We start from the raw sequence: 15,251 nt of genomic DNA, 5'->3' as shown, positions 1-15,251 counted from the left end.
GCGCGGGTCGGCGCCGGGAAACGGCGAGGGCGGCGACCGCATCGCGGTCGCCGCCCTCGTTCGCGACTCGGGTCAGCCGGCCAGCTGGTTGCCGTCCGGGCAGGACGCGTCATTGGCCACGTAGCTCAACTCGATCGGCGTTTCGGGGCCGACCTCGGTGCCGGCTTCAGGGCTCTGGTGAAGGACTTCGCAGGTGTCGAACTCGCCGGTCTCGGTGGCGGTGGGGACCGCCGTCACGGAGGTGAAGCCCTCGCCTTCGAGATCGTCGATGGCGTCGTTGACGTCCTGACCGGTGTAGTCGTCCATCTCGACGAGCTGGGGGGCCTCCTCGGCGTGTTCCTCCTCGGAGGTCTGCTCCTCTTCGTCGTTGTTGTTGTTCTCCTCCGAGTCGTCCTCTTCGGAGTCGCCGCCGGAGTCGTCGCCGCCCTCGTCTGCGGCCTGGGTGTTCTCCTCGGTCGCTTCGGCCTGCGAGGTGGCGTCGGTGTTCTCGCCGGCGGTCGGGTCGTTGTCGTCGTCGCTCTTGTCCCAAGGCTGCAGCAGGAACAGGGCGATGACGAGCACGGCGATGCCGGCCACGACGACCAGGATGGGGCCGGTCGGGTTGCGCTTGGGCTCCTCGGCCTCGCGTGGCGGCGGCAGCGGGCGCTCGGGCGGCCCGCCGGCGCCGTACTGGCCGGTCGTGGGGCTGCCGTACTCGTCGTGGTGCACCGGCTGCACCGAGGTGTGGGCGGGCGCGACGCCGGCGGCCATCGCCGCGGCGCCGCCGGGCGTCATGACCTGGGTGGCCGGTGATGGCTGGAACGACTGGGGCGACTGGCCGGACTGGTACGGGCTCGGCGCGGAGGCGAGGATCGCCGTCGTGCCGCCGCCCATGCCGCCGGACTTGCAGACCTGCGCGAGCTCGGCGGCCGAGGCGAAGCGCTGGCGGGGGTCCTTCGCCAGGCAGCGCATGATGATCTGCGCGACCGGCGCGGGGACGTCGGGAGGGAGGGGCGCGGGCTGGCCGGTGAGGTGCCCGGCGATCGCGGCGGTCGGTTCGTTGCCGGCGAACGGGGGCCGCCCGGCGAGGCACTCGTAGCCGACGATGCCCAGGGAGTACAGGTCGGTGGCGCCGGTGAGCTGCGAGCCCTGGAGCTGTTCGGGCGAGGCGTAGGCGAGGGTGCCCATGACGGTGCCGGTCTCGGTCAGGCCGGCGCCGCCCTTGGCGGCGGCGATGCCGAAGTCGACGATCTTGACGCTGCCGTCGGAGCCGACGAGCAGGTTCCCCGGCTTGATGTCGCGGTGGATGATGTGGGCCTGGTGGGCGATGTGGAGGGCCTCGGCGGCGGACGCCATGATCTTCAGCGTCTCGTTGGGGGACAGGCGGCCCCGCTCGCGGAGCACGGTGTCGAGCGCCTGGCCGCGCACGAGCTCCATGATGAGGTAGGAGACGAGCCCTTCGGGGGCGTTCTCCTCGCCGTAGTCGTAGAGGCTGACGATCCCCGGCGACTGCAGCTGGGCGACGGCCTGCGCCTCCTGGTGGAAGCGGGCCCGGAACCGGTCGTTGCCGGACAGCCCCGAATGGAGGAGTTTGACGGCGACGACGCGGTTGAGCCGGGTGTCGGTGCCGCGCCACACCGCGCCCATGCCGCCCGCGGCGAGGCGCTGCTCTAGGCGGTAACGGCCAGCGATCAGGTTCCCGGGTTCCACCCTCGGCCTCGCTTCTGATTCGGGGAGCAGGGGACGTGGGAGAGCTTAGTCGGGAGGCGCGAGCGCGCCCGAGGGCGGCCGGGCGCAGCACGGCTCGCCGGGCACCGATCGAACGTGTGACATGTGACATGGCACTGCGCTGAGCGGTTGGGGCCCAAGGCGACCGGCCCGCCGCGATCACTCCGTGTCGGCGACCGGCTCCAGCGTCAAGCTGATCGAGTTGATGCAGAACCGGGCGTCGTCGGGGTTGTCCCAGCCCTCGCCGTAGAACACATGGCCCAGGTGCGAATCGCAGGTGCCGCAGCGCACCTCGGTGCGGCGCATGCCGAGGCTGTCGTCCTCGAGCAGCCGCACCCGGTCGCCGGCCATGGGCGTCCAGAACGAGGGCCATCCGCACCGGGAGTCGAACTTCGTGTCGGAGGCGAACAGCTCGGCGCCGCACGCGCGGCAGCGGTAGACGCCCCGGCGCTTCTCGTCGACGTACTCGCCCGTCCACGGCGCCTCGGTGCCGCCTTCGCGCAGCACCCGGTACTCGTCGCGGCTGAGCTGCTCGCGCCACTGCGCGTCGGTCTTGCGGTCCTCGACCATGCCCCCAAGTGTAGGAGCGCGAGCGCGCACCGTCTCCCCACCGCCCCTCCGGCGCACCGGTTCCTGAGCGACGGGGAGCCCGAGCCCGCGCCGCCGTCCCGGCGGGCCGCTAGGATCGGGCCCATGCGGTACCTCCTTGGCGACTACACCACTGAAGGCGGCCCGGGCCTCGTCGTGGCCGGACCCGACGGCCTCGGCGCGGCTGCGGCGGTGGTCAACCCCTCGTGGGTCCACGTCGGCCCCGAAGCGGTCTACACCCTCACCGAGACCGAGCCGGGCTTCGCCGCGGCCTGGCGCCTCGGCGAGGACTTCACGCTCGACCGCGCCGGTCAGGGCCAGTCCACCGGCGGCAACAACCCCTGCCATGCGACGGTGGACCCGAGCGGGCGCTGGCTGCTGGTCGCCAACTACGGCAGTGGCGACGGGGGCGGCGCCTCGGTCGCGGTCCTGCCGATCGGGGAGGGCGGCACCCTCGGGGAGGCCGCGGACGTCTTCAAGCTCTCCGGGTCGGGCCCGGACGCGGACCGCCAGGCCGGGCCGCATGCGCACCAGGTGGTATGTCACATGGGACGCGTGCTGGCCGTGGATCTGGGCTCGGATCGCATCCACGCGTTCGACCTCGGCGACGACGGCAAGCTCATCCCCGCGGCGACCACGCAGCTCGAACCCGGTTTCGGCCCCCGCCACCTCGCGTTCCTCGGGGACCGCGCGGTGATCGTGGGGGAGCTGGCGAACGCGGTCGCGGTCGGCTCCTTCGACGAGCGCTCGGCCACGTTCTCGTTCGGCGCGCCGATCCCCCTGCCGGGCGGCGAGGTCGCCGACTTCGCGGCCCTGCCCGACATCGGGCTCGAGGAGGACGCGCCGCGGCCGCTCCCGGCGGCCGTGGTCGCCGACTCCGAGCGCGGGCTGGTGTACGTCACGGTGCGGGGGACCGATCAGGTCGCCGTCATCGATCCGGCCGACGGCGCGCTCGTGCGCACGGTGCCGGTGGGCGCGGCCTGGCCCCGCGACGCGGTGCTCACCGGCGACGGGACGCTGCTCGTGGCCTGCCAGCATTCCGGCGAGGTCGTCCGGGTGGATCCGTCGGGCGCGTCCGAGCCGGTGACCGAGTGGGCCGTCCCAGGCGTCACGTGCGTGGCTCCGCTCACATAAACACTTCCCGGCGGGAAAATTTGCGCCTGCTGCAAAATTTCTTCATTTGCACCTTGTGAACATGAGCAACCCCCACTAGGGTTGTGCTCATGGCCGACCAGTCAGGACTCCGCGAACGCAAGAAGGCCGCCACCAAGGCGGCCCTCAGCGGCGCCACGCTCCGCCTGGCCATGACGAAGGGCGGCCTGGACGCCGTCACCGCCGATGAGATCGCGGCCGAGGTCGGGGTGTCCACCCGCACCTTCCACAACTACTTCCCGAACAAGGAAGCGGCCTTCCTCCACGACTTCAACGAGATCACCGGGGAGTTCATCGCCGCGGTGCGCGAGTACGCCGCACAGCGGCCCATCTGGGACGCCCTGCGCGACGCCTGCGTCGGCCTGCGCATGGACGAGCGCTTCGACATCGGCCAGATGCAGTGCCGCGAAGAACTCATCCACGCCTCGCCCGAACTCATCAAGGTCCAGGCCGGCCAGTTCATGGAGCTGTTCGCCGAACTCCTCGGGATCGTCGCCGAGGCCACCGGGCGCAGCACCGACGACCCGTATCCGCGGCTCGTCCTCGGCAGCGCCCTGGTCACCATGAAGATCTCCAATGAGGACTGGGTCGCCAACCCCCGCGGCCGCACCCTCGGCGAGGCCATCACCCACGCGTTCGCGCAGCTGGAGGCCGGCATCGCCCGGCCGCTCGACGGCGCCCTTGCACCCGATGCCCCCGAACCAGACGCATAACCACACCCAATAGCCGCAACACACCAGGAAACCCGCCGCCGAAGACGCCGGCGAAACACCACCCGAGCCGACCGGCCCCGCCGCCGCACACCCACTGGCGCCGAGGGTCACGTCGTTCAAAGGCATTGCCGTGCAACGGCCCTGCCCGGTATCGACTGACCCCTCGAACGCCAGCGAGGCGGCGGGACCGGACGGTGCATACCTAAGGAGCACCCAGCGTGGCCACCTTCCTCTACCGCCTCGGCAGAGGGTCCTTCAGACTGCGATGGCTCGTCCTCGTCGTCTGGGTCCTCATCGTCGGCGGCGTCGGCGCCGCAGCGGCGACCATGCAGCAGGAGACGAACCCCGAGTTCGTCCTCCCCGGCACCGAATCCCAGGAGGCCTTCGACCTCCTCGAAGAGCGCTTCCCCGACGCGAACGCCGACGGCGGCTCCGCCCAGATCGTGTTCGAGTCCGAGAACGGCGAACCGCTCACCGCGGACGCCAACAAGGCCGTCATCGACGACCTCGCGGCCCACATGCAGGACTCGCCGCAGATCGCCTCGGTCACCAGCCCCTTCGCCGTTGACGAGGCCGGCAACCCGATCGGCATGATCGCCGCGGACGGCCAGAACATCGCCGTCATGCAGGTCGCGTACGCCGAGCCCGCCATGGAGCTCGACGAGGCCACCATCGAGTACCTCGAAGAGGCCATCGCCGACACCGAGGACGCGGGCGTCCGCGTCGAGGTCGGCGGCGACATCCTCCAGCCGATGCCCGAGACGGGCACGACCGAGCTCATCGGCATCGGCGTCGCCCTGGTCGTCCTCGTGATCACCTTCGGCGCCCTCCTCGCGGCGGGCCTGCCGATCATCACCGCGGTGCTCGGCGTCGCACTCACCACCGCGGGCATCCTCGCCGCGACCTCCTTCATGAACGTCAGCGAGTCCACCGGCACGCTGGCCTCCATGATCGGCCTGGCCGTCGGCATCGACTACGCGCTGTTCATCCTCTCCAGGTACCGCAACGAACTCGCCGCGGACGGCCGCGTCGAGGACAGGCGCGCCCGCGCCGAGGCCATGGGCCGCGCCGTGGGCACCGCCGGCTCGGCCGTGTTCTTCGCCGGCCTCACGGTCGTGATCGCGCTCCTGGGCCTGTCGGTCGTGAACATCCCGTTCCTGACCGAGATGGCCGTGGCCGCCGCCGTCACCGTCGTCATCGCCGTGCTCATCGCCGTCACCCTGCTCCCGGCGTTCGCCGGGTTCGCCGGGAAGCGGATCTTCACCAAGCGGCAGCGCCGCCGCATCGCCGCAGGGCTGCACGACTCCAAGCCCAACGGCGGCAAGCGCTGGGCCGGGTTCGTCACCCGCCACCCGATCCTGGTCGCCCTGGTCGGCATCCTGGGCCTCGGCGCGCTCGCCTACCCGGCGCTCGACCTCGAACTGGGCCTGCCCGACGCCGGCTCCTCCGGCGAGGAGACCACCCAGCGCCAGGCGTACGACCTCATCAGCGAGGGCTTCGGCGAGGGCTTCAACGGGCAGCTCATCATCGTGGGCGACCTCGACGACGGCGTCGACGCCATGGCCGCCGCCCAGAACATCACCGAAGAGCTGGGCGACATCGACGGCATCGCCGTCGTCGGCCAGGCGTTCCCGAACGCCGACCTGGACACCGTCATGGTCACCCTCATCCCGGAGACCGGACCGTCCGCGCACGCCACCAACGAGCTCGTGCACGAGATCCGCGACGTCCTCGCCGACGACACCGACGCGAACTGGTCGGTCACCGGCGCCACCGCGCTGAACATCGACATCTCCGACAACCTCAACGACGCGCTGCTGCCGTACATGCTCATCGTCGTGGGCCTCGCCGCACTCATCCTGCTGCTGGTGTTCCGCTCCATCCTCGTGCCGCTCATGGCAACGCTCGGGTTCATGCTCAGCGTGTTCGCCGCGCTCGGCGCCCTCGTCGCGGTCTTCCAGTGGGGTTGGATGGCCGAGCTGTTCAATGTGGACCAGCCGGGTCCGATCATGTCGATGATGCCGATCCTGATGATCGGGCTCGTGTTCGGTCTGGCGATGGACTACCAGATCTTCCTGGTGACGCGGGTGCGCGAGGCGTATGTGCACGGCGCGGACCCGAAGCGGGCGATCGTGGAGGGCTACGGCCACTCGTCGCGGGTGGTGGTCGCGGCTGCGCTCATCATGATCAGCGTCTTCGCGGCGTTCATCTTCAGCGGCGAGGCGATGATCGCGGCGATGGGCTTCGGTCTGGCCGCGGCGGTCATCTTCGACGCGTTCGTGGTCCGCATGGCGATCATCCCGGCGGTCATGGCCCTCATCGGCCGCGGCTCGTGGTGGATCCCCAAGTGGCTCGACCGCATCCTGCCGAACGTCGACGTCGAGGGGGACAAGCTCCAAGAGCACCTCCGCGACGACGCGCCGCGCGAAGACGAGCGCGAACTCGTCGGAGCGTCCAAGTAGCCGATGCCTGCAGGGGACCGGGCCGACCCCCGGCCCGGCCCCCTACCGGCACTCGGTGAACGGGGGGACCCATGACGGTCTTCTTCTGGGCGATGCTCATCCTCATCGGCATGGTGGTCGCGGACTTCTTCGCACCCGTGCTCCCGAGCGCGACGCTCGTGACCGCCGCCGCCGGGCTCGTCTTCGGCAACCCGCTCCTCATCGGCGTGCTGCTCGTCGGCGCCGCCGCCGCCTCGTGGCTCGGCGAATTCCTGGGCTACCGGCTGTTCCGGGCACTCCGGACGGGCCTCGCCCGCCGCAGCCCCCGCGTCGTTCGCGGCCTCGTCACCGGCACCGTCGCGAAACTCGAGACGCTCCTGCAGCGCACCATCAGCGACCACCCGTACCGGACGACGATGGTGGCGCGGTTCCTTCCCGCCGGACGCACCGCGCTGGCGTGGGCGGCGTCGGGCACCGCCAAGCCGCCGTACGCGCGCATGGCCGCCCTCGGCGGGGCCCTGTGGGCCGTGTACTCGGTCGGCCTGGGGTTGATGATCGCCTGGATCGCCGGACCGGGGCTGCAGTCGCTCGCCGGCTCGGTCGTCACCATGACGGCGGTGGGGCTGTTCCTCGGCTGGCTCGCCCGCCGCTGGCAGCGCACCCATCCCGAACAGCCCGGCGACACCGCCACCGTCCTCGCGGTCGCGGCGGCACCCGCGGTCGTCCAAGCGCTTTCGCCTGCAGGCGAACCGGACGACGCGAGCGGCACGGCGGCACGCGCCGCCTGAAGCACCAGTGGCATATCACATGTCACATTCCGAAAGGGCCCGTGCACTGGTCCGGCCAAGGCGTCGGTCGGCGAGTGGACGGGCCCTTTCGGCAATGCTCGGGGTGTTGCGGTGTGCCAATGACACTGCCGAACACCAATTGTCGATGATCTGACAATTATTCAGGTTTAGTGTCCTTTGCGGACCGGTACCCTGATGCCTGTACCAGGACCCGCATGCGACGGGTGGGCGTCGGCAGGGACTTGCGAAAGCGACACAGGTGGGAGTCCATGATCCGCGTACTCGTCCAGCACGACCAGTGCCTCTGGCGCACGGCCCTCCGCCGAGGGCTCTCCGGCGAGCAGGGCATCACCCTCATCGACGACGCCGAACGCAATGAAGACGCACTCACGGCCGCACTCCGTCTGCAGCCCGACGTGCTCGTCCACGACACCGGTTTACTGCCTCCCGAACGCGCCGAAGCACTCTGCGCGGCACTGCCGGACATGAGCGTGCTGCTCCTCGTCGACCCCACCCGCACAGCGGGCCTCTCGCAGGACCTCACGCGGCTCGCGCCGCGCGTCGGCTTCATGACCACCGGCGAGACCTTCGAGCGGCTCATCGACGCGATCCACCGGCTCACCGGCGGTGAGGCCGTGATCGACGGGACGATCGCTCTGGCGGCCATGCGGGCCCGGAGCAACCCGCTCACGAAGCGGGAGCGGGAGGTCTTGAGCCAGGTCGGGACGGGCGCGACAACGCGGGAGATCGCGGACCTGCTCTTCCTGCGGGTGGAGACGGTCCGCAACTACCTGTCGAACGCCATCCACAAGTCCGGGGCGCGCAGCCGCATTGACGCGGTGCGCATCGCTCAGGAGGCAGGTTGGATCTGACCCGCCGTGATGCGGTCGGGGCCGGCCGTCGCCTTGTGCGGCATGGACTCCGGGGCGATCGGCTGCTCGTCGCCCCAATGCGCCAGGAGGCTCCTGTAAAGCGGTGACGTGTCGCGCAGGTACTCGTGGTCGCCGATGGCGGCGCGCTCGCCGTCGAGGACGAGGAGCCTACGGGCGCGCATTGCGGAGCTCGCGCGGTGGGCGATGACGATGAGGGTGCCGCGTGCGGCGAAGGCCGCCTCGGCGCGGGCTTCGGCGGCCGGGTCGAGATGGCAGGTGGCCTCGTCGAGGACTGCGATCGGGGCGGGGGACCGGTAGGCGCGGGCGAGCGCGAGGAGCTGGCGCTCCCCGGCCGAGAGCCGGCGCGGATCGAGCACCGCGTCGAGGCCGCCGAGCCGGTCGACCAGGGCGGCGGCGCCCACGGCGGTGAGGGCGGCGGCGAGTTCGGTGTCGGTGGCGGACGGGTCGAGGTAGCGCAGATTGGCGCGGGCGGTGCCGGTGAAGACGTAGGCCTCCTGGGGGATGAGGACGCGCCGGTGGGCGAGTTCGGCCGGGGTGAAGGCGTCGGCGTCGATGCGGCCGTACGCGACCACCCCTGCATCGGGGCGCAGGAGCCCGCAGAGGAGCCCGGCCAGGGTGGACTTGCCGATGCCGCTGGGGCCGATGATCGCGAGGTGGTCGCCTGCGGGGACGGTGAGATCGAGGTCGTCGACGGCCGGTGCGGCGTGCGGGCCGTAGGCGAAGGTGAGACCTTGCGCGGTGAGGGCGGGAGGTCTGTTGCCGGGGTATTGGTCTGGTTCGTCCTGCCCCCGGGGTCGGGTGTGTCCGAACTGGACCGCCCCCGATGCAATGGTGGCGTGAGGGTCCGACAGTTCGGGGGCGCCCGCGCTGTCGATCGGGGTGGCCGGGGTGCTCGTGCCCTTGATTGCGGTGGCCGGGGTGTCCGGTTGGTCGTTGAGGATGCGGCCCAGGGCGACGCAGAGGCGCAGGCCGCTGTTGCCGAGGCCGCTGACGAGGGTGTTGAGGGCGGGCTGGATACCGGTCAGGACGTAGAGGAGCGCCCCGGTGAGTGCTCCGGCGGTGAGGCCGCGGTCGGCGAGCCACGGAGCGGCGGCGAGGACCGCCAGGAGCGGCAGCCAGCCGCCGATCGCGAAGCACATGGCGCGCAACGCGGCCGCTCCGGCGAGCGCCCGCTCGGCGGCGGCGAGGCGCTCGATTGGTCCGGCGGTGAACGCCTCGCCGTACGCTGCGCCGCCGCAACCGGCGAGGTCGGTCGCGGCTGCGGCGACCTGGCGGACGCGTTCGGCCATGCGCTCGTCGGCTTCGGCGGCGCGGCGGTGCCGGGCTGCGGCGAAGCCGATGGTGGCGATGAAGGCGAAGAGCCCCAGGAGGAACGGGGGCAGCACGAACAGTGCGAGTCGGGGATCGAGGGTGAGCAGGCCTGCGGAGACGCCGACTGCGGTGACGAGGCATCCGCGGACGGCGAGCACGACGCCCGCGTAGGAGTCGCGGGCGATCTCGACCTGCCGGGCGAGGCGCGAGACGGCTCCCGAATCGGGTCGGCCGGCCACGGAGGTGTGTAGCGCGTGACATATCACATGGCGTACCAGGCGGTCCCGGAACGGCTCCACTGTGGCGCCGAGGGTGGCGTAGAGACCGCGGGTGCCGAATGCGCCGACGGCTGCGGCGGCCATGAGTCCGCCGAGCCAGGCGGCGCCGGTCCAGGGGCGCCCGGCGAGGAAGCCGTCGTCGAGGGCGCGCGCGACCATGAGTCCGAAGAGCGCGGTCGGGAGCGTCTCGGGGATGGACCAGAGGAAGAGCGTGAGCAGGGCCCTCGGCCGGAGTCCGGAAGCGGCGTAGCGGAGGACGGCTTTCATGGCGTGGCTGCCGAGGGGAGCGGGCGGTGATGCGTGATATGCCACCGTGTTGCGCGAGGAGATGCGGGTGGCAACGCGGGGGAGCTGGAACGGCCGTGGGCACGGGCGGGGTGCCGTTCGGTCGGAAGGTTGAGGTCACAGTGGGTGGGGTGCGGCGGCCTGCAAGATGCGTTCGTCGAGGCGGCGGTGGTCGGTTGCCGGTCTCGGTTCATTGGTGGAAGACCTCCCGGTAGTCGGGGTCGGTCCACAAGGCTCGATGCGGTCCCGAGCCTCGGACTTTGCCCGCTTCCAGCCACACCACGAGGTCCGCCTGCGCTGCGACCCGGACCTGGTGGGTCACGACGAGTCGAGTACGGCCGCTCGCGGCCAGCGCCTCGGCGATGCGCAGTTCGCTGACCGCGTCCAGTGCGGCGGTCGCGTCGTCCAGGACCAGGAGTCGTTGGGCCCGCCAGGCGCGGGCGAGGCCGATGCGCTGGGCTTCGCCGCCGGACATGGGGACCTGCTCCAGTGGTGTGTCGTAGCGGTCCGGGAGGCGTTCGGCGAAGCCGTCGGCGCCGACCGCCGCCGCCGCGGCCGTCACCGCTGCTCGCGGTCGGCCGGGTCCCATAGCGTCGGCGAGGGTGGCCCCGGCGAGTGCGGGGCGTTCAGATGCGATGCCGACCGCGTCCCGCAATGCATCGGATGACAAGTGGTGCAACGGGACTCCGTCCAAGCGCACCTCGCCGCGGTCGGGGTCGCGCAATCGTGCGGCCACTGCCGCGAGCACCGATTTCCCCGAGCCCGATGCGCCCACGATCGCAGCGACCGCCCCGCCCGGGACCGAGAACGTGACCTCATCGAGGAGCGGCCCTGCCGGGCCTTCGACGGTCACCGCGCGCAGTTCGAGGTGACCGCGAGTCGGATGATCCCCGGCGGGGCCGGCAGGCGGGGTCGCCTTCCCGTGGCCGGTCATGGTGTGGGGCGGGGTAGGGAAGAGGATGCGACTCGGGACGGTCGGCAGGTCCGGCCCGGTAGCGGGTGCGAGCTGCCGGCCGGTCGTGGAGTCGGGTGCTGTTGGTGGCTCCGGTGTCGATCCGCCCGCCCAGTGGTCTGTGGATTCGCTGCTGGGCTCGCCGTTCGAGCGGGTGCGCGCGTGGGGCAGTTCGCGGTCGCCGTACTCGAGCATCGGCACCGCGTGGACTTCGCTGAGCCTGGCCACCGCCGCTTTCGCGCGGGCGAGCACGCCGAGCACTCCGGTGAGTGCGCCCAGGCCCGCGCCGAGCATCGCGTACTGGCCCGCCGCCAGCACCTCGCCTGCGCTCAGCCGTCCCTGCCCGACCAGGAATCCGGCGACCGCCAGGACGCCCACGGTCGCCAGTGGACCGGCGAACGCCGCCCGTGCGCCGGCCGACGACAGGGCCCGCCAGCTCGCCTTCCCGTGCTCAGCGAGTTGCGGCAGGTCGGCGAGGACGCGTTTGGTCTCGGTGTCGACCGTGCCGGCCGCCGCGATGGTGCGCCTGCCGCCGATCGCCTCGGTCAGCCGCGCCGCCATGGTCCCCTGCACCCGCTGGTAGGCCATCGCCGCCGCGGCGGTCTCTTTCGCGAAGAGCCGCAGCACCATCGCCACCATGGCGAGGCCGACCGCGAACGCCAGCGCGAGCGTCCAGTCGAGCCAGAGCAGCATGCCCAGTGCGCCCACGGGCGGCAGCGTCGCGGCCAGCGCGCCGATGACGCCGGGTCCGGCCTGGGCGGCGTCCGCTGCGCCGGCCGAGGTGCGGGCGACGAGGTCGCCGGTGTCGAATTCGCGGATGCGGTGGGGGATGCCGAGCATGCGCCGCACGAGCCCGCGGCGCAGCCATGCCGCTGCGTCCGCGGTGCAGGTGGTCTCGGTGAAGGCGTCCGTGAGGTCGCACGCGACGCCGAGCAGGATGAGCGCCGCCGCGATCCACGTCCAGGTCGCGTCGCCGCGGCCCGCGACTGCGCTGTCGATCGCGTTCGCGAGTGCCAGCGGCAGGGCGAGCAGGCTCAGTGTCCCGATGATGGCGGAGGCGCCGAGGAGGGGGAGCGTGCGGCGGGAGCGGCGCACGACGGCGCCGAGTGCGAGTGCGGGGGTGGCCATCGGCGGCTCCGTTCATCGGCCTCGGCCCCGGGCGGCGGTGTGCCGTCCGGGGCCGAGTTCAGGACCGGCTAGTGGCAGAGCAGGACGCTGAGGCTGCTGGTGCCGCCGCAGAGGGTGGCGCTCAGGTTGGAGGGGCAGGAGTGCCCGCTGTTGCTGCTGCCGGCCGTGTTGAGTTCGTTGTTGCCTTCCATGCCTTGCAGGTCGAGGAGAGCCATGTTCGTCTTCCTTTCGTCGTTCTACTGGGAAACTGGATTCACCTGCGCACGCGGCGCGGGTGTCTGTGGGGCAGTTGCACTGCCGATCAGCGGGAGTCGGGCTCCCGGGTCGCCGCCGAGGGCGGCGGCGAGTGCGAGCAGGATGCCCGCGCCGCCGGTGGCGAGGTCCATGGAGAGGCGCAGGAGGCCGGTGCCGGGGAAGGCCATGCCGTCGGCGTACGGCAGGGCGTGCCAGGAGAGGGCCTGGACCTGTTCGCGCACTTCGGGGTCGCCGGCGGGGTGGGGGCTGCGTCCGGCGAGGTAGAGGAGGATGCCGGCGCGGCCGGTGAAGAGGCCGGGAAGGATGTACATGGGTGAGCGTGCCGCGAGTGCGATCTGCGCGGAGGCCTCGGTGAACTGCGGGTCGGGCCGGTGTGCGAGGTACGCGTCGAGGGCGATGCCGAGGCCGACGCTGCCGGCCTCCAGGTAGGGCATGGTCCGCCAGCCTTCGTCGATCTCGCGGGAGCCGTTGGAGCGGACGACGCTGCGGTCGAGGTCGGCGCGCAGTCCGGTGGCCGCGGCGTCGAGGAAGCCGGTGTCGCCGGTCGCTTCGTAGGCGCGCATGAGGAGCATGGCGCGTCCGGCGCCGCCGCGCATGAGCCCGGCCCACGGGTCTTTTCCGCCGCTTCTGGGGCCGCCTGCGGTCTCGGCGCCGAGGCGGTCGGCGACGAGTTCGGCGCAGTGGAGGCCGGTCTGGGCCAGGTCCGGTTCGCCGCGGGTTCCGGCCAGGTGGAGCAGGTGCAGGCCGATGCCGGACAGGCCGCCGAAGAGGTCGCCGCCGAGGGACTTCCAGTCTTCGGCGAGGAGGATGTCCATCGTGTCCAGTGCGGCCTGGTGGTGGCCGAGTCGGTCGAGTGCGAAGGAGGCGCCGGCGAGGCCGTCGTAGAGGCCGAGCCGGGAGCCCGGGGCGGGTGCGACGGCGTGCGTGATGAGCCAGTCCTCGAACCGGTCGATCCGTTCGGCTCCGGCCGCCTCCAGGGCGACCAGGACGCCGGCGGCGCCGTAGGCGAGGCCGAGGCCGCCGGACTCGAACTGCTGCACGTCGCCGGGGAAGAGCCGGTCGTTGCGTTCGGGGGTGGCGCTGGCGGTGATGGCGCGGCAGATCTGCTCGCGCACGTCCGGCCAGGCGTCGGGGTCGGTGCGGGGCGGGTCGTAGGCGAACTCGGGCGGGGCGATGGCGTCGACCGCGTCGTCGAGCCAGCCGTCGGGGACGGGGAAGCGCTCGCGGATGATCTGGGCGAAGTGCCGGGCCTTGAGCCGGTGGAGGCCGAGGAGGTTCGTCATCGGCAGGAACAGGGCGAGCTTCATGCAGGCGAGGGAGTACCGGTCGGCGGCGGCGCCGGTGAGCGAGCGCGGCGCGGCGAAGCCCTGGTTGCCCAGGCCCGCACGGCGTTCGGCGTCCACGTCGCCGGCCACTTCGAAGTCGAGGAGGGACACTCGGCCGTCGGGTCGGACCATCACGTTGAACAGGTGGAGGTCGCCGTAGGAGAGGCCGCGTTCGTGGATGCCGTCGACGATGGCGCTGATCTGGTCGTGCACGTCCACGGCCCAGGCGGTGAACCGGGCGTAGTCCTCGGCGGTCGCGTCGGCGTCCACGAGCGGGTAGCGGGTGACGACGGCCTTGCTCAGCACGTCGCCCTCGATGTACTCCATTGCGAGGAACCGGTGCTCGCCGAGCCAGAACGCGCCGTGTGACTCGGGGATGCCGGGGACGCCGGCGAGGCGGCGCAGTACTTCGTGCTCGTGCTCGACCCGCTGGACGGCGTCGTGGCCCCACGTGTCGAGGCCGGCGTGGGGGCGGCCCTCCTTGAGGACCACTTGGCGGCCTTCGCGGTCGCGGGCGAGGTAGATGCCGCCGCCGTTGGAGAAGTGGAGGACCCGTTCGACGGTGTAGGGGATCTCGTCGACTTTGACGGCGTTGCGGGCTTCGAGGTGGGGGGCGAGGAACGCGGGGAGCTCGACCCAGTCGGGCACGTGGAACACCGGGTCGCGCCGGTCGGCCACGAGCCGGCCTTCGCCGTCGAGGAGCGCGGGGACGATCTGTCCCCGCTCGTCGGTGGTGTACCGGTTCGCGAAGGCGCCGTAGCGGACGTGCAGGGGGCCCTTGCCCCAGCGCAGGTCGCTGAGGATGTACGGGCCCGCCTCCCCTTCCAGGAGCGCTCCCAGCTCGTTGAGCACGGCCTCGCACTCGGCGTCGCTGCCGGGGTAGACGGTGACGAGCTTCCCGGAGTAGCCGCGGGGCGCGTACTTCGAGACCCGCACCAGCAGTGCCGCGGGCGACCGCAGGAACTTGAACTGGATGCCGCGCGGCACGCAGTAGTCCCACACGGTCTCCAGGACCCGCTCCGCGCCGTCCATGGTGGCCGAGGCGTGGATCTTCCAGCCTTGCAGCGGCAGTGCGTCGTCGTCGCGGCGCATGGTGAGCCAGTCGTCGGAGGCCGAGGAGCGCCAGCCTTCGGGGAGGGGCCGCTCGGCCACGGGGAACGACGCGCCGGCCGTCTCGGCCGAGTACATCGCGTCGTAGAACGCGGGATCGGCCATGGTGAAGGCCGCGTATCTGTCGTCCATTCCGGATCTCCTCGGGCCGCAGCAGGGGTGGTGCGTTGGAACTCATCGTGCAGGAACGAAGTACACCGAACCACCCTGATTCATCACGTATTGACCGGTGAAAAACCCATACTCGGGCCCCGCCCGAGTCCACCGGAACAAGGCCGAACCGGACGCTTCCCCTGGGCACACCCTTGGGACACGCCCGGTCCGG

11 protein-coding genes are annotated in these 15,251 nt (G+C 71.7%); 5 read left to right on the top strand and 6 right to left on the bottom strand.

The window, feature by feature from the left end:
- Nucleotides 1–72 precede the first annotated feature (72 nt).
- On the bottom strand, nucleotides 73–1,689 hold the full coding sequence (locus AB0I03_RS04725) for a serine/threonine protein kinase (RefSeq protein WP_360406420.1): 1,617 nt from the start codon (nucleotides 1,687–1,689) through the stop codon (nucleotides 73–75).
- Between the two features lie 177 nt (nucleotides 1,690–1,866).
- Nucleotides 1,867–2,277 (bottom strand): peptide-methionine (R)-S-oxide reductase MsrB, encoded by a 411-nt coding sequence (gene msrB / locus AB0I03_RS04720; RefSeq protein ID WP_360406417.1) that lies wholly within the window; start codon nucleotides 2,275–2,277, stop codon nucleotides 1,867–1,869.
- A 123-nt stretch (nucleotides 2,278–2,400) separates the two neighbouring features.
- On the opposite strand from msrB, the gene AB0I03_RS04715 reads away from it, so the two are divergent.
- The 5 genes from AB0I03_RS04715 (at nucleotide 2,401) to AB0I03_RS04695 (ending at nucleotide 8,261) form a co-directional block, all read left to right on the top strand.
- Nucleotides 2,401–3,429: a beta-propeller fold lactonase family protein gene (locus AB0I03_RS04715; RefSeq protein WP_360406414.1), complete on the top strand. Its 1,029-nt coding sequence runs from the start codon at nucleotides 2,401–2,403 to the stop codon at nucleotides 3,427–3,429.
- 89 nt (nucleotides 3,430–3,518) lie between these two features.
- Nucleotides 3,519–4,160, top strand: coding sequence for a TetR family transcriptional regulator (locus AB0I03_RS04710; RefSeq protein ID WP_360406411.1), 642 nt, complete (start codon nucleotides 3,519–3,521; stop codon nucleotides 4,158–4,160).
- Nucleotides 4,161–4,378: 218 nt separating this feature from the next.
- Nucleotides 4,379–6,622, top strand: coding sequence for an MMPL family transporter (locus tag AB0I03_RS04705; protein ID WP_360406408.1), 2,244 nt, complete (start codon nucleotides 4,379–4,381; stop codon nucleotides 6,620–6,622).
- A gap of 71 nt (nucleotides 6,623–6,693) precedes the next feature.
- Entirely contained in the window at nucleotides 6,694–7,389 is a 696-nt protein-coding gene (locus AB0I03_RS04700) for a hypothetical protein (RefSeq protein WP_360406405.1), read from the top strand.
- Nucleotides 7,390–7,658: 269 nt separating this feature from the next.
- The gene (locus AB0I03_RS04695) at nucleotides 7,659–8,261 is read left to right on the top strand and encodes a response regulator transcription factor (protein WP_360406402.1); all 603 of its coding nucleotides are present in this window, start codon (nucleotides 7,659–7,661) and stop codon (nucleotides 8,259–8,261) included.
- Here the strand turns inward: AB0I03_RS04695 and AB0I03_RS04690 are convergent.
- The 4 genes from AB0I03_RS04690 to lanKC form a co-directional block, all read right to left on the bottom strand.
- On the bottom strand, nucleotides 8,240–10,138 hold the full coding sequence (locus tag AB0I03_RS04690; protein ID WP_360406399.1) for an ABC transporter ATP-binding protein: 1,899 nt from the start codon (nucleotides 10,136–10,138) through the stop codon (nucleotides 8,240–8,242). The genes AB0I03_RS04695 and AB0I03_RS04690 overlap by 22 nt on opposite strands.
- Nucleotides 10,139–10,346: 208 nt before the next feature.
- Nucleotides 10,347–12,236, bottom strand: a complete 1,890-nt coding sequence (locus AB0I03_RS04685; protein ID WP_360406396.1) for an ABC transporter ATP-binding protein — start codon at nucleotides 12,234–12,236, stop codon at nucleotides 10,347–10,349.
- A gap of 68 nt (nucleotides 12,237–12,304) precedes the next feature.
- Entirely contained in the window at nucleotides 12,305–12,451 is a 147-nt protein-coding gene (locus AB0I03_RS04680) for a SapB/AmfS family lanthipeptide (RefSeq protein ID WP_360406393.1), read from the bottom strand.
- A 21-nt stretch (nucleotides 12,452–12,472) separates the two neighbouring features.
- Nucleotides 12,473–15,058 carry a class III lanthionine synthetase LanKC gene (lanKC, locus tag AB0I03_RS04675; protein WP_360406389.1) on the bottom strand — a complete coding sequence of 862 codons (2,586 nt, stop codon included), beginning with the start codon at nucleotides 15,056–15,058 and terminating at the stop codon, nucleotides 12,473–12,475.
- Nucleotides 15,059–15,251: the final 193 nt, after the last annotated feature.

It is taken from the genome of Glycomyces sp. NPDC021274, assembly GCF_040641195.1.
Lineage (GTDB): Bacteria > Actinomycetota > Actinomycetes > Mycobacteriales > Micromonosporaceae > Glycomyces.
Note: the sequence above shows the minus strand (reverse complement) of the source record. Positions and strands in the feature narration are given on the sequence as shown.

What these genes read in the sequence shown, in the direction of transcription:
- AB0I03_RS04685 (WP_360406396.1), bottom strand. Translation starts at nt 12,236, where the DNA reads ATGGCCACCCCCGCACTCGCACTCGGCGCCGTCGTGCGCCGCTCCCGC.
- AB0I03_RS04680 (WP_360406393.1), bottom strand. Translation starts at nt 12,451, where the DNA reads ATGGCTCTCCTCGACCTGCAAGGCATGGAAGGCAACAACGAACTCAAC.
- AB0I03_RS04715 (WP_360406414.1), top strand. Translation starts at nt 2,401, where the DNA reads ATGCGGTACCTCCTTGGCGACTACACCACTGAAGGCGGCCCGGGCCTC.
- lanKC (WP_360406389.1), bottom strand. Translation starts at nt 15,058, where the DNA reads ATGGACGACAGATACGCGGCCTTCACCATGGCCGATCCCGCGTTCTAC.
- AB0I03_RS04700 (WP_360406405.1), top strand. Translation starts at nt 6,694, where the DNA reads ATGACGGTCTTCTTCTGGGCGATGCTCATCCTCATCGGCATGGTGGTC.
- AB0I03_RS04695 (WP_360406402.1), top strand. Translation starts at nt 7,659, where the DNA reads ATGATCCGCGTACTCGTCCAGCACGACCAGTGCCTCTGGCGCACGGCC.
- AB0I03_RS04690 (WP_360406399.1), bottom strand. Translation starts at nt 10,138, where the DNA reads ATGAAAGCCGTCCTCCGCTACGCCGCTTCCGGACTCCGGCCGAGGGCC.
- msrB (WP_360406417.1), bottom strand. Translation starts at nt 2,277, where the DNA reads ATGGTCGAGGACCGCAAGACCGACGCGCAGTGGCGCGAGCAGCTCAGC.
- AB0I03_RS04710 (WP_360406411.1), top strand. Translation starts at nt 3,519, where the DNA reads ATGGCCGACCAGTCAGGACTCCGCGAACGCAAGAAGGCCGCCACCAAG.